At 73.4% G+C, this 20,488-nt stretch carries 20 protein-coding genes; 9 read left to right on the forward strand and 11 right to left on the reverse strand.

All coding sequences use genetic code 11. The annotated features are described in order from the left end of the window. Positions 1 to 7 precede the first annotated feature (7 nt). Positions 8 to 1,312, forward strand: coding sequence for a glycosyltransferase 87 family protein (locus tag ACWD3O_RS17195; protein ID WP_451416413.1), 1,305 nt, complete (start codon positions 8 to 10; stop codon positions 1,310 to 1,312). A 4-nt stretch (positions 1,313 to 1,316) separates the two neighbouring features. Here the strand turns inward: ACWD3O_RS17195 and ACWD3O_RS17200 are convergent, their stop codons facing one another. From ACWD3O_RS17200 to ACWD3O_RS17225, 6 genes are all read right to left on the reverse strand, one after another. After that, complete coding sequence (locus tag ACWD3O_RS17200; RefSeq protein ID WP_451416414.1) at positions 1,317 to 2,084, reverse strand: endonuclease/exonuclease/phosphatase family protein; 768 nt, start codon at positions 2,082 to 2,084, stop codon at positions 1,317 to 1,319. A gap of 9 nt (positions 2,085 to 2,093) precedes the next feature. Continuing rightward, positions 2,094 to 3,047 carry an ROK family glucokinase gene (locus tag ACWD3O_RS17205; protein ID WP_356130745.1) on the reverse strand — a complete coding sequence of 318 codons (954 nt, stop codon included), beginning with the start codon at positions 3,045 to 3,047 and terminating at the stop codon, positions 2,094 to 2,096. Between the two features lie 53 nt (positions 3,048 to 3,100). Continuing rightward, positions 3,101 to 3,595: a DUF5304 family protein gene (locus tag ACWD3O_RS17210; protein WP_451416415.1), complete on the reverse strand. Its 495-nt coding sequence runs from the start codon at positions 3,593 to 3,595 to the stop codon at positions 3,101 to 3,103. Positions 3,596 to 3,689: 94 nt separating this feature from the next. Further along, positions 3,690 to 4,841: an ArsA-related P-loop ATPase gene (locus tag ACWD3O_RS17215; RefSeq protein ID WP_451413564.1), complete on the reverse strand. Its 1,152-nt coding sequence runs from the start codon at positions 4,839 to 4,841 to the stop codon at positions 3,690 to 3,692. Positions 4,842 to 4,861: 20 nt separating this feature from the next. Continuing rightward, positions 4,862 to 5,305, reverse strand: coding sequence for an SRPBCC family protein (locus ACWD3O_RS17220; protein ID WP_451413563.1), 444 nt, complete (start codon positions 5,303 to 5,305; stop codon positions 4,862 to 4,864). A 92-nt stretch (positions 5,306 to 5,397) separates the two neighbouring features. Then, positions 5,398 to 6,207, reverse strand: a complete 810-nt coding sequence (locus ACWD3O_RS17225; RefSeq protein ID WP_451416416.1) for a metallophosphoesterase family protein — start codon at positions 6,205 to 6,207, stop codon at positions 5,398 to 5,400. Between the two features lie 304 nt (positions 6,208 to 6,511). On the opposite strand from ACWD3O_RS17225, the gene ACWD3O_RS17230 reads away from it, so the two are divergent. Further along, positions 6,512 to 8,311, forward strand: coding sequence for an AMP-dependent synthetase/ligase (locus tag ACWD3O_RS17230; RefSeq protein WP_451416417.1), 1,800 nt, complete (start codon positions 6,512 to 6,514; stop codon positions 8,309 to 8,311). Positions 8,312 to 8,526: 215 nt separating this feature from the next. Here ACWD3O_RS17230 and ACWD3O_RS17235 read toward each other — a convergent pair whose 3' ends face one another. Both ACWD3O_RS17235 and ACWD3O_RS17240 read right to left on the reverse strand, forming a co-directional pair. Beyond that, entirely contained in the window at positions 8,527 to 9,141 is a 615-nt protein-coding gene (locus ACWD3O_RS17235; RefSeq protein ID WP_451413560.1) for a hypothetical protein, read from the reverse strand. Continuing rightward, positions 9,134 to 9,919 carry an alpha/beta hydrolase gene (locus ACWD3O_RS17240; protein ID WP_451413559.1) on the reverse strand — a complete coding sequence of 262 codons (786 nt, stop codon included), beginning with the start codon at positions 9,917 to 9,919 and terminating at the stop codon, positions 9,134 to 9,136. The genes ACWD3O_RS17235 and ACWD3O_RS17240 overlap by 8 nt, the downstream gene beginning before the upstream one ends. A 167-nt stretch (positions 9,920 to 10,086) precedes the next feature. On the opposite strand from ACWD3O_RS17240, the gene ACWD3O_RS17245 reads away from it, so the two are divergent. From ACWD3O_RS17245 to ACWD3O_RS17260, 4 genes are all read left to right on the forward strand, one after another. Continuing rightward, a complete protein-coding gene (locus ACWD3O_RS17245) occupies positions 10,087 to 10,839 on the forward strand; it encodes a lysophospholipid acyltransferase family protein (protein ID WP_451413590.1) in 753 nt (250 codons plus the stop codon). Between the two features lie 103 nt (positions 10,840 to 10,942). Continuing rightward, entirely contained in the window at positions 10,943 to 12,145 is a 1,203-nt protein-coding gene (gene macS, locus ACWD3O_RS17250; RefSeq protein ID WP_451416441.1) for a MacS family sensor histidine kinase, read from the forward strand. A gap of 70 nt (positions 12,146 to 12,215) precedes the next feature. Beyond that, positions 12,216 to 12,899, forward strand: coding sequence for a response regulator (locus ACWD3O_RS17255; protein ID WP_451416418.1), 684 nt, complete (start codon positions 12,216 to 12,218; stop codon positions 12,897 to 12,899). 72 nt (positions 12,900 to 12,971) lie between these two features. Then, positions 12,972 to 13,988: a 2-hydroxyacid dehydrogenase gene (locus ACWD3O_RS17260; RefSeq protein WP_451416419.1), complete on the forward strand. Its 1,017-nt coding sequence runs from the start codon at positions 12,972 to 12,974 to the stop codon at positions 13,986 to 13,988. Here the strand turns inward: ACWD3O_RS17260 and ACWD3O_RS17265 are convergent. Continuing rightward, positions 13,934 to 15,856, reverse strand: coding sequence for an anthranilate synthase family protein (locus tag ACWD3O_RS17265; RefSeq protein ID WP_451416420.1), 1,923 nt, complete (start codon positions 15,854 to 15,856; stop codon positions 13,934 to 13,936). The genes ACWD3O_RS17260 and ACWD3O_RS17265 overlap by 55 nt on opposite strands. Positions 15,857 to 16,130: 274 nt before the next feature. Here ACWD3O_RS17265 and ACWD3O_RS17270 point away from each other — a divergent pair, with 274 nt between their 5' ends. Together ACWD3O_RS17270 and ACWD3O_RS17275 are read left to right on the forward strand one after the other, a co-directional pair. Continuing rightward, entirely contained in the window at positions 16,131 to 17,483 is a 1,353-nt protein-coding gene (locus ACWD3O_RS17270) for a class II 3-deoxy-7-phosphoheptulonate synthase (protein ID WP_451413555.1), read from the forward strand. 174 nt (positions 17,484 to 17,657) lie between these two features. Continuing rightward, positions 17,658 to 17,957 (forward strand): (2Fe-2S)-binding protein, encoded by a 300-nt coding sequence (locus ACWD3O_RS17275; protein ID WP_451416421.1) that lies wholly within the window; start codon positions 17,658 to 17,660, stop codon positions 17,955 to 17,957. Positions 17,958 to 17,977: 20 nt separating this feature from the next. Here the strand turns inward: ACWD3O_RS17275 and bfr are convergent, their stop codons facing one another. Next, positions 17,978 to 18,472 (reverse strand): bacterioferritin, encoded by a 495-nt coding sequence (gene bfr, locus ACWD3O_RS17280; RefSeq protein WP_451413553.1) that lies wholly within the window; start codon positions 18,470 to 18,472, stop codon positions 17,978 to 17,980. 193 nt (positions 18,473 to 18,665) lie between these two features. Between bfr and ACWD3O_RS17285 the strand changes: the two genes are divergently transcribed. Continuing rightward, complete coding sequence (locus tag ACWD3O_RS17285; RefSeq protein WP_451413552.1) at positions 18,666 to 19,298, forward strand: sulfite oxidase-like oxidoreductase; 633 nt, start codon at positions 18,666 to 18,668, stop codon at positions 19,296 to 19,298. 41 nt (positions 19,299 to 19,339) lie between these two features. On the opposite strand, the gene ACWD3O_RS17290 is transcribed toward ACWD3O_RS17285, so the two are convergent. After that, positions 19,340 to 20,215: a deoxyribonuclease IV gene (locus ACWD3O_RS17290; protein WP_451416422.1), complete on the reverse strand. Its 876-nt coding sequence runs from the start codon at positions 20,213 to 20,215 to the stop codon at positions 19,340 to 19,342. Between the last annotated feature and the right edge of the window lie 273 nt (positions 20,216 to 20,488).

Below are 20,488 nucleotides of genomic sequence, written 5' to 3' on the forward strand. Positions count from 1 at the left end.
TGTCCGCATGCAGACCACGGGCCGCGCGCACCCCCCGTCCGCCAGCACCCCCGCCACCACCCCCACCCCCGCCCCGGCGCTCGCCCTGGTGGCGCTGTGGGTGCTGTGGACCGCCACCCGGGTGGTGCTCCTCCTCCTGGTCTTCAAGGTCTGGGTCATGCCCGGGCCCGACGTCACCTCCGACGTCCACGTCATCTACCAGAACTGGTACGGCGTGCTCAGCGGGGGAACGTTCCCCCAGGAGGACGTCACCTGGCAGTACCCGCCGGCCGCGGCGCTGGCGATCCTCTCCCCGGCGGTGCTGCCCTGGCTGGGGTACGCGGAGGCGTTCTTCGTGCTCGCCTTCCTGGTCGACCTGCTGGTGTTCGCGCTGCTGCTGCGCGCCGGCCGGGGGAGCGGACGGTCCCCGCACGGAGCCTGGCTGTGGACCGCGGGCGTGCCGCTGCTCGGCCCGACCGTGTACGCGCGCTACGACCTGATGGTCACCGCCGTCGCGGTGGGCGCGCTGCTCGCCCTGGCCCGGCGGCCCCGCCTGGCGGGGGCGCTCATCGGGTTCGGCGCGATGCTCAAGGTGTGGCCGGCGCTGCTGCTGGCCGGCGCGGTCCGGCGGACCACCTGGCTGTGGGCGGCCCTGGCGGCCGCGGTCGTGGCGGCCGGGTTCGCGCTGGCCATGCCGGGGGCGTTCGCCTTCCTCACCTTCCAGCGCGACCGGGGGACCGAGGTGGAGTCGCTGGGCGCGCTGGTCCTCCACGTCGCCCGGCAGTTCGGCTGGGAGGGGCAGGTGCTCCTCAACTACGGCTCCATGGAGTTCCTCGGCCCGCACGTGGAGACGGTGAGCCGGGGCGCGATGCTGCTCACCGCCGGGGCGTTCGGCTGGCTGCTGTACTGGCGGTGGCGGGCTGCCCGCCCGGGCGGCACGGTCCAGGTGGCCTGGGCGCCGGTCGTGCCGGCGCTGGCGGGTCTGGTGGCGGTGCTGATGTTCACGGTGACCAGCCGGGTGATCAGCCCCCAGTACATGGTGTGGCTGGTGGGCGTCGCGGCGGTGTGCGTGACCTTCCGCGGCGGCGGCGCCGGGCCCACGGGATGGGTGGTGGTCGCCGCGTGCGGGGTGACGGTGCTGGAGTTCCCGCTGTACTTCGGCGACGTCGTCGGGAGCACGCCGCTGGGGCTGACGCTGCTGTTCCTGCGCAACGGGCTGCTGGTCGCGGCGACCCTGATGGCGGCCGACCGGCTGTGGGACGTCACGGTGGGCGACGCCGCGCCCGCCTCCGCCGAGGCCGGGTCGCCGCGCGCCCCGCTGCCCTCCGCCTGACGCCTCAGGGCGACGGCGGCACGCGCAGCGCCGCCAGGACCGGGAGGTGGTCGGTGGCGCGGGTCAGGTCGGCGGGGGCGACGCCGGGGAGGCCGGCGGGCACGCCGCAGGCGAGGACCTCCACCCCCGGGGTGGTGAACAGGGCGTCGATGCGCTGCACGGGATCCACCGCGGGGGAGGTGTACTCGGCGCCCCACGGAGCGGCGGCATAGGCGTCCCGCAGCTCCGCCGCGACCCGCCGGAACGTCCGCCCCCGGGGCGACTCGTTGAGGTCGCCGCCCGCCAGCACGTGCGGGACATTCAGCCCCCGCACCCGCTCCAGCAGCAGGCCGCCCTGCTCGTACCGCTCGGCGGCCTGCAGCGACAGATGGCAGGACAGCACCCCCAGCCGCGCCGCCGGCCCGAACCGCACCACGGCCGTGGCGAAGCCCCGGCGGTGCAGTCCGGGCGTGAGCGGCAGCAGCACGTCCTCGGCGCGTTCCACGGTCGCCCGCAGCGAGCACAGCAGCGCCGGCCCCGCGGCGGGCGCGCCGCCGGAGAGGACCACCAGGCCCGACTCCCGCGCCAGCCGCGCCAGCCGCTTGCGCCAGCCGACGAACCGCGGCGCCTCCTGCACCAGGACCACGTCCGGCGCGCAGGCCCGGATCACCCGGGCCAGCGCCGCCGTGTCGTCCCGCATCGAGCGCACGTTGTAGGACAGCGCCCGGATCACGGCCGACCCGTCGGCCTCGGTCCGGGACTCCGGAAGCGGGGGGAACGCGTCGGCCGTCACCGGACGGCCCTACATCGGGGCGGCGGGCTGCCGGGCCAGGTCGGCGGCGCCGACCAGACCCGCCTTGCCGCCCAGCGTCGCCGCGGTCACCTCGGCGACCGGACGCCACCCGCCGCCGACCAGCCAGCGCCGGTAGGACTTGCGGACCGGGCCCAGCAGCAGCTCGCCCTCGTCGGAGAGCCCGCCGCCGATGATGAACGCCTCCGGGTCGAAGAGCGACGCCAGGTCGGCGAGGCCCGCGCCGACCCAGCGGGCCAGCTCCCGGTAGGAGTCGACGGCGACCCGGTCGCCCTGCCGGGCGGCGGTCGAGATGTGCTTGCCCTCGATGCCGTCGGGGGTGCCGTCGCCCAGCGAGAGCAGCAGCTCCGCGCTGGACGGCGTGGCGGAGGCGCGCTGCTTGGCGTACCGCACCAGGGCGCGGCCGGAGGCGTACTGCTCCCAGCAGCCCTGCTTGCCGCAGCCGCACTGCAGGCCGTCCGGCACCATCCGCATGTGGCCGAACTCGGCGGCCACACCGAAGTGACCGCGGCGCAGCTTGTCGCCGATGATGATGCCGCCGCCCAGGCCGGTGCCCAGGGTGATGACGATGACGTTGCGGTGGTTGCGGCCCGCGCCGAACTTGAACTCGCCCCACGCCGCGGCGTTGGCGTCGTTCTCCACGACGACGGGGAGGTCCACGCGGGCCTCCACCTTCGCCTTGAGCGGCTCCTGCCGCCAGTCGATGTTGGGCGCGAAGTAGACCGTGGCCCGCTGCCGGTCCACGTAGCCGGCGGCGCCGATGCCCACGCCGACGATCTGGTGGCCGGCCCTTGCGCCGTCCACCGCGGACGCGATGGCGTCGACGATGGCGGCAGCCGTGTCGGGGGTCGGCACCTTGAAGGTCGAGAGGATGTTGCCTTCCTCGTCGACGACTCCCGCCGCGATCTTGGTGCCGCCGATGTCGACGCCGATGGTGAGTCCCATGTGTCCCTCGGTAAATGGTCGTGCCCGCTGGGCCTTACCGTACCGGAGGGCGATCACTCCACGTCGATCCGCTGTCCACCGGACGTCCCGTCGTCGCCGTCGTCGCCGTCCTCGCCGCGCCGGTCGCCGGGACCGGAGGCGGGGCGCTCGGCGGAACGGTCGGTGGAACGGTCCTCGCCGGCGGTCCAGCGGCCCTCCTGGGCGCGCACCGCCGAGCGGTAGGCGGCGAGCAGTTCGGAACCGGCGGCGGCCAGGTGGCGGAAGACCTCCGGATTGCGTTCCACGACCGGCTCCACGGCCGCCCTGGCCTGCCGGACGACCTGCTCCGCGGCCCCCAGGATCTGCGCCTGGCCCTGCAGGGAGGACAGCCGGTCGGCGACCGCGGAGGCCAGCTTGCGCAGCTCCTCGGCGGGCGAACCGGTGTCGTCGGCCGGCCCCCGGCGCTCGCGGTGGCGTTCGCGCTCCGCCCGCAGGTCCTCGGCGCAGGCCTCGGCCCAGGCGTCGGAGTCGCTGATGTGTCCCTCGGGCTTCTCGGGCTTCTCGGTCATCGGCGAACCCTTCCTCCGCGTCGTCCCGCTTCGTCGCGGCCGGACACTCCCGACGTTACCGGAACGACACCGCCGCATTCAGGGCCTGCCGGATTCAGCGCCCGCCGGGGGAGCGGGGCCACAGCCCGGGGTCCGGGACGAAGCGGACGTGGAGCTCGCCCTCGCGCAGCGCCGCCCCGGACACCGCGCACCGGCGCAGCGCCGCGGGCAGGGGCAGGGCGCGGCGGAACCGGCCCGCGGTCAGCAGCAGCTCGTCGCCGCGGCGGACCAGGTCCAGCTCCTCGCGGACGGCGCCGGGCAGCGGGATCCGCCACACCAGCGTGCCGTCCTCGGCCGTCCGGTCCTCCACCGGCCGCTCCACGCGGGGCGCGGACGCCGCGGTGTCCACGCCCGGCACGCCGAGGGCGGTCAGGTCGTCGGCGCCGCGCGGATCCCGGCCCAGGTGCGGGACCACCCGGACGGGGAGGGCCGGGGACCACTCGTCCAGCGCCTTGCGCTGCTGGGCGCCGAGCACCGCCAGCCAGGTGTCGGGGGACGAGTCCGGTACCACCCGGTTGGCCAGCAGCGCCTCGGGACGGTGGCCGTGCAGGGCTAGCCCGAGCACCGCGGCGCGCACCGCCTCGACGGCGCCGGGCCCGGGCTCGGCGGTGAGCCGCACCGAGGCCCGTTCCAGCAGGGCCTCCACCTCGGCGAGTTCGTCCTCGCGGCGGGCGGCGGAGTCGTACAGCCAGTCGGCCGGCAGGGGGACGCCGGCCAGCCGCCCCAGCAGCGGCCGCAGGGCGCGGGCGGCCTGGCGTTCGGGCGGCAGGAGCCGGCGCAGGTAGCGGCGGAGCTCGCCCGGCAGGGCCAGCAGCGCCAGGGCGTCCGGCGCCGCCGGGAGGTCGACGACCAGCACGTCGTGGGCCCCGGAGCGGGCCGCGTCGCGCAGCTCGCGCAGCAGGCCGAGCTCCCGGGCGCCGGGCAGCGCGGTGAGCTCGTCCCGTTCCAGCGGGCGGGCCCCCAGCAGGTCCAGGGCGGAGGAGGAGCGTTCCTGAAGGGCGGCCAGCGCGTCCCGGAACCCCTCCGCGGGGTCGGGCACGCGCACGGCCGGCCCGGGAACCCCGGCGGGCAGCAGCCCGGCCGGCAGCGCCGGATCGGCGGTGAGCAGCAGGACGCGGTGGCCCTCCCGGGCGGCGCGCAGGGCGGTGGCCGCGGCGAGGGTGGTCCGGCCGGAACCGCCGGGCCCGGTGATCAGTACGGTCCGCATGAGCGGGGGACGCCCGGTTCCTAGGCCGCCCTGGACTCGACGCGCTTCTTCAGGCCGGCCAGCGCCCGGTCGATGATGACCTTCTCGGCCTTGCGCTTGATCATCCCCAGCATGGGGATCTTGACGTCCACGGTGAGGGTGTAGGTGACCTCGGTGGTGCCGTCGCCGCGGTCCCGCAGCGCGTAGCTGCCGTCCAGCGACCGCAGCATCTGCGACTTCACCAGGGTCCAGGAGACCTCGTGGTCGCCCTTCCAGGTGTAGCCCAGGGTCTGGTCGTCCTTGATCGCGCCGGCGTCCATCACCAGCCGGACCTGCTCCGCGCGGCCCCGGTCGTCGGTGGCGACGACCTCCGCCTCCTTCACCTCACCGGTCCACTCCGGGTAGCGGGCGAAGTCGGCGATCACCTCCATCACAGCGGCCGGTGCGGCCCCGATCGTGATGTTCGAGCTGGTGTGTTCCGCCATCGCCGTAGCTCCTCCAGATCCGGTCCGGCAGGTCTGCGGGTGCAGGCTATCGCGCGCCGGGCACCGCTCCGGAGCCGCGTCGGGCCCGGGGCTCAGAACTCGAGCGCCCAGGGCTTCCCGCTGCTCGCGAAGTGACCGACGTTCACGCACTCCGTGGACCCGACGCGCATCCGCCGCCGCAGCGGCTGGTGCACGTGGCCGAAGAGCGAGTACCGCGGCCGGGTGCGCCGGATCACGTCCAGCAGGGCGCGGCTGCCGCGCTCGAAGCGGCGGGCCACGGTGTCGTAGACCAGGTCGGGGACCTCCGGCGGGATGTGCGTGCACAGCACGTCCACCTCGCCGATCGCGGCCAGCTTGGCCTCGTACTCCTCGTCGCTGATCTCGAAGGGCGTCCGCATCGGGGTGCGCAGGCCGCCGCCGACGAAGCCGAAGGTCCAGCCGCCGATCTCCACCCGCTGCCCGTCCAGGACGGTGGTGCCCTCCCGCGCGTACTGCGACCACAGCCGGGGGATGTCGACATTGCCGTACGTGGCGTACGTCGGGGCGGGCATCGCCGCGAACATCTCGGCGTACTGCCGGCGCACCGCCCGCTCGATCAGCACCGCCCGGTCCTCGCCCTGGGCCGCCCACAGCCCGGCCTGGAACTCCCGGGCCTCCTCGAACCGGCGGGCCGTGCGCAGCTCCACGATCCGGTCCGCGTTCTCCACGCCGAACAGGTCCGGGAAGATGCCGCGGGAGTGGTCCGCGTAGTCCAGGAACAGGACCAGGTCCCCGAGGCAGATCAGCGCGTCGGCGCCGTCCTTGGCCTTCGCCAGATCACGCGCGTTGCCGTGCACGTCGCTGACCACGTGGATGCGGGTGCCCGGGCGGCCGGCCCGGTCACGCAGGGGTTTCGCTGCCATGCCGAGGAAGCGTAGGCGTGTGGTGCAACCGTGAACAGAGGCGTCGGACCTGCGGTTACTCTGGCTTCCCGAGAATGGCGTGGACTACTGTGCGCAATGGAACACCAGTCGTGTGACGCGGCGAACATCCGACCCGGACGCCCTTTCGGAGCGAACCTACCCAGGGGTAACGTCCGTTCGGTCCCGTAGTGCCAGGTCCAGGGCGGACCATGTCCGTACCCGGCCGGGCGCGCGCCCAAGCCATGGACCGCACCGTCGCATCCACACAACGTCGTGGCGTCGGCGCCAATGAGGAGCAGCAGTCTTGCGCGAGTTCAGCCTTCCGGCTCTGTACGAAGTCCCTGCGGACGGCAATCTGACCGACCTGGTCCGCAGAAACGCCGCGCAGCACCCCCGGACCGCGGTCATCGCCCGCAAGGACGCCGCCGGCGCCTGGCAGGACGTCACCGCCGAGCAGTTCCTCGCCGAGGTCAACGCCGCCGCCAAGGGCCTGATCGGCGCGGGCGTCCAGCCCGGCGACCGGGTGGCGCTGATCTCCCGCACCCGCTACGAGTGGGCGCTGCTGGACTTCGCGATCTGGAGCGCGGGCGCGGTGACCGTGCCGGTCTACGAGACCAGCTCCCCCGAGCAGATCGAGTGGATACTCGGCGACGCCGGCGTCACCGCCGTGGTCGTCGAGACGCCTCTGCACGCCGCCGGCGTCGAGCAGGTCCGGGCCGGGCTCCCCGCCCTCAAGCACGTCTGGCAGCTCGACGACGGCGCCCTCGACGAACTCGGCCGCCTCGGCCAGGACGTCTCCGACGACACCCTCGACGAGCGCGGCCGCTCCGCCAAGGCGGACGACCCGGCCACCATCGTCTACACCTCCGGCACCACCGGCCGTCCCAAGGGCTGCGTGCTCACCCACCGCAACTGGTTCGCGGAGGCGGGCAACGCCGTCGAGCGCCTGGCCCCGCTCTTCGAGACCGGCCGCTGCTCCGTGCTGCTGTTCCTCCCGCTCGCCCACGTCTTCGGGCGGCTCGTCGAGATCGCGTCGATGCTCGCGCCGATCCGCCTGGGCCTCGTCCCGGACATCAAGAACCTCACCGACGAGCTCGCCTCGTTCCGCCCGACGCTGATCCTCGGCGTGCCGCGGGTCTTCGAGAAGGTCTACAACTCCGCCCGCGCCAAGGCCCAGGCCGACGGCAAGGGCAAGATCTTCGACAAGGCGGCCGCCACGGCGATCGCCTACAGCCGCGCCCTGGACGAGCCCGCGGGCCCGTCCTTCGGTCTGCGCGTCAAGTACAAGATCTTCGACAAGCTGGTCTACAGCAAGCTGCGCGCGGTCCTCGGCGGGCGCGGCGAGTACGCGGTCTCCGGCGGCGCGCCGCTGGGCGAGCGGCTCGGCCACTTCTTCCGCGGCATCGGCTTCACCATCCTCGAGGGCTACGGCCTCACCGAGTCCGCCGCGGCGACCGCCTTCAACCCGTGGGACAAGCAGAAGATCGGCACGGTCGGCCAGCCGCTGCCGGGCTCGGTCGTCCGCATCGCCGACGACGGCGAGGTCCTGCTCCACGGCGAGCACGTCTTCACCGGCTACTGGAACAACCCGGCGGCCACCGAGGAGGCGCTGGAGGACGGCTGGTTCCACACCGGCGACCTCGGCACCCTCGACGAGGACGGCTACCTGCGGATCACCGGCCGCAAGAAGGAGATCATCGTCACCGCCGGCGGCAAGAACGTCGCCCCCGCGGTGATCGAGGACCGGATCCGGGCGCACGCGCTGGTCGCGGAGTGCATGGTGGTCGGCGACGGGCGGCCGTTCGTGGGCGCGCTGGTCACGCTGGACGAGGAGTTCCTCGGCCGCTGGTGCGCGGAGAACGGCAAGCCGGCCGGGACGACGCCGACGGACCTGCGGGACGACGCGGACCTGCTGGCGACCATCCAGTCCGCGGTGGACGACGGCAACGCGGCGGTGTCCAAGGCGGAGTCGGTGCGGAAGTTCCGCGTGCTGTCGGGGCAGTTCACGGAGGAGTCCGGGCATCTCACGCCGTCGCTGAAGCTGAAGCGGAACGTTGTCGCCAAGGACTTCGCGGACGAGATCGAGGCGCTCTACCAGCGCTGACGTCCGCGCCGCGCGGCGTACGCGAAGGGGCCCGGGTCGACCTGACCCGGGCCCCTTCGCGTGTGCGGGGCATGCGTACGTACCGTCTGCCTGCGCGGGGTGGAGCGAGCCGCCTGCCGCGTAAGGCGCCGCCCCGCGCCCGCCCGTGCCGCCCCCTGGGCGGCCCAGCCGCCCGCAGGAAGGGGCGACAGCCTGCGGGCAAGTGAAGGGGACCGTCAGACGACCGCGCCGCGGCCCGGGTCGTCGGAGTCGTCCGCGTCGGGATCCATGCGGAGCACCAGCGCCGCCGCCCCGCCCAGGAACCCGCCCACGCACACCGTGGTGAGCCACCACGACATGTGCCACCCCAGCAGCACCGCGAACAGCAGCAGCACCGGCCCGCCGATCACGCCGAGCCAGGCGAACCTGGCCGTCGGGTCCGACTCCGGCAGCGGCGGCGGCTCGGGCGGCACGAAGTGGTCCTCCTCCTCCGGCGGGTCCGCGAGCCCGTAGTCCCGCGGCCCGGCCGGCGGCGCCGTCGCCGTGGCCCCCGCGCCCACGCCCGGCGCGAACGTCACCGACCCGCCCAGCGGCCGGGCCTCCGGCTCCGCGTCCGGCTCGGCGCCCTCCGGCGCCGCCACGCCCGCGGACCCGTCCGCCGCCGGCGGCTCCACGTCCGCGTCCGGCAGCGCCAGGTCCTCCACCGGGCGGAACGGTCTCGTCCCCGGCGGGTCGGCCGGCTCGTCGCCGTAGGACGCCACGATCGCCTCCCACGCCGCCTTCTCGTCGAACGCGGGCAGGTCGGGGTCCTGCTCGCGGTCCGGATCCTGTCCCGTGCCGTTCTCAGCCAACGGAAGCCGCCCCCTCACGGTCGCCGTCCGCCTCCGGCGCCAGCCGCTCGACGAACGACAGGCTCGCCGCGAAGATCCGCTCCGCGTCGTTGTCCAGCGTCGCCACGTGGTAGCTGTCCTCCAGCAGGATCTCCGTGGTGTCCACCGAGGAGACCCGGGACAGGATCCGCGCCGAGTCGGCCGGGGCCACCACGTGGTCCTCGGCGCTGTGCAGGAGCAGCAACGGCTGCGTCACCTGCGGCAGCTCGCGGTCCAGCGTCCGCAGGAAGACCGCCAGCGAGTACGCGGCGTGCAGCGGCACCTTGGCGTACCCGAGCTCCGTGACGCCGTCCTTCTTGATGTCGTCGGTCAGCCCCTTGGTGGTGGGCACCAGGTGCCGCACCACGGGGAGCACCCGCGCGGCCGCGCCGTGCACCTTGTTCACCGGGTTGACCAGCACCAGCCCGCTCACCGCGTCGCCGTGCCGCGCGGCCAAGCGCAGGGCCAGCGCGCCGCCCATCGACAGACCGCAGACGAAGACCTTCGAGCAGCGCGCGGTGAGCTCCCGCAGCGCGCGGTCGACCTCCGCGTACCAGTCCTGCCAGCCGGTGACCTGCATGTCCTCCCAGCGGGTGCCGTGCCCCGGCAGCAGCGGCAGGGAGACGGTGAGGCCGCGTCCGGCCAGGTACTCGGCCCACGGGCGCATCGACTGCGGCGAACCGGTGAAACCGTGACACAGCAGGACGCCGATCTCCCCGCCCTCGTGGCGGAACGGCTCGGCTCCGGGAAGGACCGGCACCTTCGGTCTCCTCGTGACTGGGCCGTGCCGGCGGGTACCCGCACGGCACAGAGGTGGAGTGGGTACTTCACCGTACGCGACCGTGCCTGCACCGGCCAGGGGCGTCGAGCGTTTGCCGCGGCCTCGGGATATGGTTCGGACCCGATGCACAGGAGGGCAGTCGGGTGATCTACGAAATAATGAAGGTGATCATCGGGGCACCGGTGAAGCTCACGTTCAGACCTTGGGTCGAGGGGCTGGAGAACATTCCGGCCGACGGCCCCGCGATCCTCGCGAGCAACCACCTGTCCTTCTCGGACTCCATCTTCCTGCCCGTGATGCTCGACCGGAAGGTCACCTTCATCGCCAAGGCGGAGTACTTCACCACCCCGGGCGTCAAGGGACGTCTGACGGCCGCCTTCATGCGGGGCGTCGGCCAGCTCCCGGTGGACCGCGAGGGCGGCCGCTCGGCCGGCGAGGCCGCGATCCGCAGCGGCATCAAGGTCATCGAGAACGGCGGCCTCTTCGGCATCTACCCCGAGGGCACCCGCTCGCCCGACGGCCGCCTCTACCGCGGCAAGCCCGGCGGCCTGGCCCGCGTCGCGCTGGCCACCGGCGCCCCGGTCATCCCGGTCGCCATGCTCGACACCGAGAAGATCCAGCCGCCCGGCAAGGCCATGCCCAAGATCATGCGCCCGGGCATCCGGATCGGGAAGCCGCTCGACTTCAGCCGCTACCAGGGCATGGACAACGACCGCTACGTGCTCCGCGCCGTGACCGACGAGGTCATGTACGAGCTGATGAAGCTGTCCGGCCAGGAGTACGTCGACATGTACGCCACCGCCGCCAAGCGCCAGCTCGCCGAGGCGGCCAAGGCCGCGAAGGCCGCCGCGCGCGCCGAGGCGACCGCGGGCGCCGGCCGGACGCCGAAGGACAGCTGACCTCGGTCTACCCCGGCGCGGGCTCGCGCCGGGGGACGGGGGAGACGGGGCACGGGGGACGGGGAACGGGGGAGGGGCCGTGGACGGGAGACCGCGCGGCAGGATGTCGGTCGAGCAGCCGATGTGGCGTGCGCTGACCGCCTACCGGGTGCTGACCATGCTGTACGCCGTCGGCCTGTTCGCCTCGGCGTACGACCATTTCGTGCGGCCGCAGGTCGCCGTGGGCTACTACGCCGTCCTGGTGGTGTGGACCCTGGCCACCGTGCGGAAGGTCGCCGACGCCCGCAGCTGCACCAAGGGCTTCCTGGGCATCGACCTGACGATCGCGGTCGTCGGCATCCTCCTCACCCCGCTGGCCGACTCCGCCACCCGGATCCACGCGGGCGGGCCCACCCTGCCGTCGATCTGGACGGCCGGATCGGTGCTCGCCTTCGCCGTCAAGGGAGGCTGGCGCTGGGCGGCCTTCGCCTCCACCCTGGTGGCCGCCGCCAACCTGGTGGAGCGGGGCGCCCCCACCCGCGACACCGTGCACAACGTGATCCTGGTGTGGGTCGCCGCCATCGCCATCGGCTACGTCGTCGAGGTGGCCCGCGCGTCCGAGCGGACGCTGGCCCGCGCCCTGGAGATCCAGGCCGCCACCCGGGAGCGCGAGCGGCTGGCCCGCGACATCCACGACGGCGTCCTCCAGGTCCTCGCCATGATCCGGCGGCGGGCCGCCGACGGCGCGACCCGCGGCGGGGCGTCCGGTGGAGCGTCCGGTGGCGCGTCCGGTGGCGCGGACACCGCCGAACTGGTGCGGCTGGCCGGCGAGCAGGAGTCCGCGCTCCGCGCGCTGATATCCCGAGGCCTGCCCGGCCCGGGAGACACCGCCGCCCACGACGGCGCGGGCCAGGAGGACCAGGAGCAGCCGGACGGCCCCGTCGACCTGCGCACCCTGCTGGCCCGGCACGCCACCGGCCCCCGGATCGCCCTGGCCGAGCCGGGCACCCCGGTGGAGCTGCCCGGCCACGCCGCCCGCGAGGTGGCCGCGGCGGTCGGCGCCGCGCTGGACAACGTCCGGGCGCACGCGGGCGAGCAGGCCCGGGCGTGGATCCTGCTCGAGGACGAACCGGACCGGGTGATCGTCACCGTCCGCGACGACGGCCCCGGCATCCCCGCCGGCCGGCTCCAGGCCGCCGAGAGCGAGGGGCGCCTCGGCGTCGCCCAGTCGATCGTCGGCCGGCTGCGCGACCTCGGCGGCACCGCCGAGCTGTTCTCGGTCCCCGGCCAGGGCGCCGAGGTCGAGTTGAGGGTCCCGAAGAGCTGAAGAGCTGAAGAGCTGAAGAGCTGAAGAGCTGAAGAGCTGAAGAGCTGAAGAGCCGAGGAGAGCGACGCCGATGGGGGAGAGCCCGGTGAACCCGGTGAACCCGGTGAAGGTGATGGTGGTCGACGACCACCCGATGTGGCGGGACGCGGTCGCCCGGGACCTGGCCGGAGCCGGGTTCGAGGTGGTGGCCACCGCCGGCGACGGCGAGCAGGCCGTGCGGCGGGCCCGCGCGGTCCGGCCCGAGGTGCTGGTCCTCGACCTCAACCTGCCGCTGAAGCCCGGGGTGGCCGTCTGCCGCGAACTGGTCGGCGCCGACCCCTCGCTGCGGGTGCTGGTGCTCTCGGCCAGCGGCGAGCACGCCGACGTGCTGGAGGCCGTGAAGTCCGGCGCCACCGGCTACCTGGTGAAGTCCGCCTCCACCGAGGAACTGCTGGACGCCGTCCGGCGCACCGCCGTCGGCGAGGCCGTGTTCACGCCCGGCCTCGCCGGACTGGTGCTCGGCGAGTACCGCCGGCTCGCCTCCGGGCCCGCCGAGCCGGCGCCCGCCGCGCCCGCGCCCCGGCTCACCGAGCGGGAGACCGAGGTGCTGCGCCTGGTCGCCAAGGGCCTGTCGTACAAGCAGATCGCGGAGCGTCTGGTGATCTCCCACCGGACCGTGCAGAACCACGTCCAGAACACCCTCGGCAAGCTGCAGCTCCACAACCGGGTGGAGCTGGTCCGGTACGCCATCGAGACCGGCCTCGACGAGGACTGACCCGTCCGGCCCGGGCGGGGAGGGCCTGACGGCCGCTCGCGGCCCGGGCGGAGCGCTCGTATCGTCGGCTCCATGGAGATCCTCGCGTTCGGTGTCCAGTACGAAGAGAAGCCGCTCCTGGAGCAGGCGTTCGCCGACACGGTGGCCCCGCTGGGGCACGAGCTGCGCTGCCTGGACGTCAACCTGGACGCGGACACCGCCGCGCTCGCCCTCGGCCACGAGGTGGTGGTCACCCCGGTCAACGCGGTGCTCGACCACCAGGTGCTGCAGACCCTCGCGGTGGGCGGGACCGGGCTGATCGCCCAGCGCTCCACCGGCTTCAACAACATCGACCTGCCGGTCGCCGAACGCCTGGGCATGACCGTGGCACGGGTTGTCTCGTACTCGCCGCACTCGGTCGCCGAGCACGCCTGGTCGCTGGCGCTGGCCCTCAACCGGCGGATCGCCCGCGCCTCCCGCCGCACCCGCGACTTCGACTTCCGCATCAGCGGCCTGATGGGCCGTGACCTGCACGGCCGCACCGCCGGGGTGATCGGCACCGGCAAGATCGGCGCGGCCTTCGCCCGGATCGCGCACGGCTTCGGCATGCGGCTGCTGGGCTGGGACATCGCCGAGAACCCCGAGTGCCTGGACCTCGGCATGACCTACGTCCCGATCGCCGACCTGCTGGCCCGGGCCGACGTCGTCACCCTGCACGTGCCGCTCACCCCGCAGACCCAGCACCTCATCGGCGCGGACTCGCTGCGGCTGATGAAGGACGACGCGATCCTGGTGAACACCAGCCGCGGCGGCCTGGTCGACACCGCCGCGCTCGTCGCCGAACTGCGGGCCGGCCGGTTCACCGGCGTGGGCCTGGACGTCTACGAGGCGGAGGAGGGCCTGTTCTTCCTCGACAAGTCGCTGGAGACCGTCGACGACGACACCCTGGCCCGGCTGGTCACCTTCCCGAACGTCCTGGTCACCGCCCACCAGGCCTACTACACCTCCGACGCGGTGGCGCAGATCTCCCGCACCACCGCGTCCAACGTGGCGGACTACCTGGCCGGCCGCCGCTCGGAGAACGTGCTGGTCCCCAGGCCGCCGGACTGACCCGGCGCGAGCCCTTCGAGCAGGGCGCGCACGACCTCGAGACCACGCACCGTCAGCACCGACTCCGGGTGGAACTGCACCCCGGCGAAGCCCGGCCCGCGCAGCGCGTGCACCTCGCCGTCCTCGCCCCGGCTCACCTCCACGGCGTGCGCCGCCAGCTCCAGCGCCGCCTCGTCGTCGCAGCGGGCGACGAAGCTGTTGTAGAAGCCGACCGTCTCCGGCCGCCCGAACAGGTCCACCGTCGTCTGCGCGCCCTGGTACGGGACCCGCTTGCGGACGATCTCCAGGCCCAGCTCGGCCGCGATCAGCTCGTGGCCCAGGCAGACGCCCAGCACCCCGTGCCGGTCACCGCCACCCCGCACGCGGAGCACCTCCGCCGCCAGACCGCGCAGGAACCGCATCCGCGGGTCCGCCGCGTCCCCCGGGTCGCCGGGGCCGGGGCCGAGCACCACCGGTCCCTCGTGGGCCAGCACCGCCTCGCGCAGCCCCGGCTCGTCGAAACGGCGCACCGTCACCGTCAGGCCCAGCGAGCGCAGCAGGTGGGCGAGCATCGCGGTGAAGGTGTCCTCGGCGTCCACCACCAGGGCGTGCCCGCCGAGCGCTGCGGCCTCCTCCCCGCGGTCGTGCATCCGCAGCCAGAACGGCGCCAGGTCCGCCCGCCGCGCGTCCAGCGCGGCCCGCACCCGCGGGTCGTCCGCCAGCCGCGGCGCCGCCCGCTCCTCGCGGGGGCGGCCCGGGCGGACACCCAGCGCGGCCAGCACCCCGGCCGCCTTGGCGTGCGTCTCGGCCACCTCGCCCGCCGGGTCGGAGCCGCGCACCAGCGTCGCCCCCACCCCCACCCGCAGGTCGCCGTCGGCGGAGAGGTCCGCGGTGCGGATCAGGATCGGTGAGTCCAGGGTCTGCGCCCCGCCCGCGTCCCGCCCCAGCAGCGCCAGCGCGCCCGCGTAGTAGCCGCGCCCGTCCCGCTCGTGCCGCTCGATCACCCGGCAGGCGTTCTGCACGGGGGAACCGGTCACGGTGGCGGCGAACATGGTCTCCCGCAGCACCTCGCGGGCGTCCAGGGTGGAGCGGCCGCGCAGCTCGTACTCGGTGTGCGCCAGGTGCGCCATCTCCTTCAGCCGCGGCCCGACCACCACACCGCCCATGTCGCCGACCGTGCACATCATCTTGAGCTCCTCGTCCACCACCATGGAGAGCTCCTCGGTCTCCTTGGCGCTGCCCAGGAACCCCAGCAGGTCCTCGGGCGTCGGCCCGCCGGCCGGGTAGCGGTAGGTGCCGCTGATCGGGTTCATCACCACGGCCTGCCCCGACATCCGCACGTGCACCTCCGGGCTCGCCCCGACCAGCGTGCGGTCCCCGGTGTGCACCACGAACGTCCAGTACGCGCCCCGCTCGCCCTCCAGGAGCCGCCGGAACAGGGCCAGCGCGTCCACCGCGCCGAACCCGTCGATCCGGCCGCGGTAGGTGCGGCGGATCACGAAGTTCGCGCCCTCGCCGCGCCCGATCTCCTCCCGCAGCACCCGCTCCACGGTGGCGGCGTAGGAGGCGTCGTCCTGGTCGAAGCCGCCGTCCTCCACCCGCACCTCGTGCGCGGGCAGCTGCGCCAGCGCCTCGGCCAGGGGGATCTCGTACGACTCCTCGGGGGTCAGCGCCAGCAGCGGCGTGCCGTCGTCGCGGACGTCGAAGCCGCGCTCGCGGATCTGCCGGAACGGCACCAGGGCCAGCGCCCGGTCGGGCAGCTCGGCGAGCCGGTCGTACGCGGCGACCGGGCCGACCAGCAGCTCGACGAGATCCTGGTCACGTCCGGGGGTGCGGCGGCGCAGCAGGGCGAACGGGCGTCCGTCGCCGGGCAGCAGCGAGAGGTCCATGGCGGGTGCTCCTCGGTGGTTGGGAGGTGAGGAGGAGCGGCCCGGTCGCGAAAACACCGAAGGCCGCCCCTCGGGCGGCCTTCGCGAAGTGTGGGTACGCGCAGTCAGTGGGCCGCCGAGGGAGCGGTCCACCACCAGTCGGTGCGGTGAGCGTGCGCGAACATGCCGGGAACAGTACCGCAGCGTGGCGGCGGGTGTACGCGGTACGGACGGTGCGTCCCACAGTGTGGGCTTTTCGGCCGTGCCGGAGAAGGCACCCCTTACTCTTGCTGGCGTGACCGTGAACCTTGAGAGCCCCGCCGCCTTCGTGCCCACCTGGAGTGACCTGCCCGCTGCCCAGCAGCCGGAGTATCCCGACCAGGAAGCCCTGCGCAAGGTCGTCACGGAGCTCGAGAGCTACCCGCCGCTGGTCTTCGCCGGCGAGTGCGACCAGCTGAAGGCCCGGATGGCGGCCGTCGCCAAGGGCGAGGCGTTCCTCCTGCAGGGCGGCGACTGCGCGGAGGCCTTCGACGGCGTCTCCGCCGACCACATCCGCAACAAGCTCAAGACGCTGCTCCAGATGGGCGCCGTCCTCACCTACGCCGCCTCCGTGCCGGTCGTGAAGGTGGGCCGCATCGCCGGCCAGTACTCCAAGCCGCGCTCCAAGCCGATGGAGACCCGCGACGGAGTGACCCTGCCGGTGTACCGCGGCGACTCGGTGAACGGCTTCGAGTTCACCGAGGCCTCCCGGATCCCCGACCCGGAGCGGCTGAAGCGGATGTACCACGCCTCGGCCTCCACGCTGAACCTGGTGCGCGCCTTCACCACCGGCGGCTACGCCGACCTGCGGCAGGTTCACGCCTGGAACCAGGACTTCGTGAAGTCGTCCCCCTCCGGCCAGCGCTACGAGCAGCTCGCCCGGGAGATCGACAACGCGCTGAACTTCATGCGGGCCTGCGGCACGGACCCCGAGGAGTTCAAGACCGTCGAGTTCTTCGCCTCCCACGAGGCGCTGCTGATGGACTACGAGACCGCCCTCACCCGGGTGGACTCCCGCACCGGCAAGCTCTACGACGTCTCCGGCCACATGGTCTGGATCGGCGAGCGGACCCGGCAGATGGACCACGCGCACATCGAGTTCGCGTCGAAGATCCAGAACCCGATCGGCATCAAGCTCGGCCCCACGACCACGGCCGAGGAGGCGCTGCAGTACATCGAGCGCCTCGACCCGGACCGCGAGCCGGGCCGGCTGACCTTCATCGTCCGGATGGGCGCGGACAAGATCCGCGACAAGCTCCCCGAGCTGGTCGAGAAGGTCACCGCCTCCGGCGCCACCGTCGCCTGGGTGACCGACCCGATGCACGGCAACACCTTCGAGGCGGCCTCCGGCCACAAGACCCGCCGCTTCGACGACGTGCTCGACGAGGTCAAGGGCTTCTTCGAGGTCCACAAGGGGCTCGGCACCCACCCCGGCGGCATCCACGTGGAGCTGACCGGCGACGACGTCACCGAGTGCGTGGGCGGCGGCGACGAGATCTTCGTCGACGACCTCCACCAGCGCTACGAGACCGCCTGCGACCCCCGCCTCAACCGCAGCCAGTCGCTGGACCTGGCGTTCCTGGTGGCGGAGATGTACCGCTCGCAGTGACGCACGGGCACTGACCTGAAGATGGGGCGCGGATCACAGGGATCCGCGCCCCATCGGTCTTCCCGGGCGGTACGGGGTGGGTTAGGTTAGGTTTGCCTCACCAAGCGGAACCCGACGTTCCGTACGCGGTCGGGGTGTGTCGACCGAACGATCCCAGGACGGGGGTGAACCTTCGTGTACGTGTGCAGCTGCTTCGGCGTGACCGAGGAGCAGGTGAAGCGCCACGCGGAGGCCGGTGCGTGCACCCCCCGCCAGATCGCCTCCGCCTGCAAGGCCGGCACCGACTGCGGCGGCTGCGTGAAGCGCATCCAGGCCCTGCTGGGCCGCGGCGCCTGCCCGCGCCGCGAGCTCATCGACACGGGTCGTCCCGCCGAGGCGCTGGCCCTCCCGGCCGACGGGGTCGAGACCCTGCCCGGCGCGGGCGCGGGCGCGGGCGCGGGCGCGGCGCCGCGCGCGCTCCCCGAGGCCGCCTGAGCCCGCTTCGGCCTCGGCGCTCAGCCGGCGGAGCTGTCCGGCTGCGACTGCTCGATCACCGTCGACAGGTACAGCGACTCACCCAGCTTCTCGATCAGCTCCAGCTGCGTGTCGAGGTAGTCGATGTGGTGCTCCTCGTCGGCAAGGATCGCCTCGAAGATGTTCGCCGAGGTGATGTCGTTCTTCGCCCGCATCACCTCGATGCCGCGCCGCAGCCGGTCGATGGCCTCCACCTCGACCTGCTTGTCCGCCTCGAACATCTCGGTGACCGTCTGCCCCACGCGGACGTGGAAGAGCCGCTGGTAGTTGGGCAGCGCGTCCAGCATCAGAATGCGCTCGGTGAGCACCTCGGCGTGCCGCATCTCGTCGAACGACTCCGCGCGGGTGTACCGGGCCAGCTTGGTCCAGCCCTTGTGGTCCTGCAGCTTGGAGTGCAGGAAGTACTGGTTGATCGCCGTCAGCTCGGCGGTCAGCTGCTCGTTGAGGAACTCGATGACCTCGGGGTCGCCCTGCATGCGGCGGGTCCTTCCGTACGCGGATCGATGTGACTGCTCGTGCGACTCTGCTCGTGCGACTGCTGCGCCCGCATGATCGCAACCAGGCGTCGCCACGTCCAGTAAGTGCACACTTACCCGACTTGTTCCCTTTTGGCCCCCTGTCGGCCGAGGCGGTTCCTCCGGCCCGGAACGGGTCTGTCAGGATGGACGCATGGGTCAGCCGGAGGAACACGCGTCCGGGGAAGCGGCACAGCCGGGACTTCCCCCGGGGCAGCGCCTGCAGCGCGGCTGGCCGGTCACCCACTACGGGCCGGTGCCGCGGTTCCGGCCGGAGCGGTGGGAGTTCCAGGTCTTCGGCGCCACCGCCGACGGCGGCAAGCGCTCCTGGAACCACGCCGAGTTCGGCGCCCTCCCGCGCTCCACGGTCGTCGCCGACCTGCACTGCGTGACCCGGTTCAGCATGCTCGGCGCCGAGTGGAGCGGCGTGCCCGCCCGCGTCGTCCTGGAGGCCGCGCCGCCGGCCCCCGACGTCACCCATGTGATGGTGTGGGCCGAGTACGGCTTCAGCTCCAACATGCGGCTGTCGGACTTCGCCGCGGAGAACACCATCTTCGCCACCCACAAGGACGGCGAACTCCTCACCGCCGAACACGGCTTCCCGCTCCGGCTGGTCGTGCCGCACCTGTACGCGTGGAAGGGCCCCAAATGGGTCCGCGCCGTCGAGTACATGACCACCGACCGGCGCGGCTTCTGGGAGGAACGGGGCTACCACAACATCGGCGACCCCTGGCGCGAACAGCGCTACTCCTACCAGGAGACCCCGGGCGAGGGCCCGGACCTGTAGGGCCCGGACCTGTAGGCCCGGACCTGTAGGGCTCGGCTCCTTTACGGCTGCCGCTGTTCCCGCAGCTTCTTGAGGCGCTCCACGTCGGCCGCGTGCCCCTCCTTGCCGCCCGGCGTCTCGATCACCAGCGGCACGCCCTCGGTCGCCGGGTGCCGCAGCAGCTCCCCGAACGGGTCCTCGCCGATGTGCCCCTCGCCGATGTTGGCGTGCCGGTCCTTGTGCGCCCCGACGACGTCCTTGGAGTCGTTGGCGTGGATCAGCTTGAGCCGGCCCGGGCCGACCGTCGCCACCAGCTCGTCCAGCGTCTGCCGCATGCCGTGCGGGCCGGTCAGGTCGTGCCCGGCGGCGAAGATGTGGCAGGTGTCCAGGCAGATCCCCAGCTTCGGGTGGGCGTCCAGCGCCTCGAAGTACGGCCCGAAGTCCTCGGCGCGCGAGCAGAGGGAGAAGCCCTGGCCGGCCGTCGACTCGATCAGCAGGAACGGGTCGTCCTCGTGCGTCAGCTCGTCCAGCAGCGGCAGCATGTACTCCCGCACCTGCTGGAGGGCCACGGAACGGTGCCGGCCCCCGGTCGCGCTGCCGGTGTGCACGACGACGCCGAGCGCCCCGATCTCCCGCCCCCGCCGCAGCGAGTGCCGCAGCGACTCCACCGACCGCTCCACGGTGGCCTCGGTGTGCGACCCGAAGTTGATCAGGTACGGGGCGTGGACGTAGGCGGGTATCGACTCCTCCGCGCAGGCGGCGCGGAACGCCTCGTCCTGGGCGGGGTTGCCGGTGGGGGTGGCCCAGCCCCGGGGGTTGGCGACGAAGACCTGCACGGTCTCGGCCGCCAGCTCCCTGGCGTACGCCAGACCGACACTGCTGAGGCCCCCGGCCACCGGGACGTGGCCCCCGACGGGGTTGCGCTGCGCGAACTTCACCTGTCAAGGGTGCCACGGCGGGCGCCGCACTCCAGCGGCCGCCCCATGCCTTGTGGCCGACCTCTGCTTCGGTGATCACCTGGGGGGCGAGCTGCAATCATCAGCGTCATCAAGGTAGTCGTGGCCCGGGTGCCCGTCAGTCGGGCGGTCTTGAGACGCGCCTTCATGCCGGCCGTTCCGCGCACCGCCGGGGGTCCGGTGGGCGCTGCGCTACCGCTGGGTGGCTTGCGGTGTGCGACGCGCGGACGCCCGCATATGCCGCCACGTGCGCCA

It is taken from the genome of Streptomyces sp. NPDC002640 (assembly GCF_053592575.1).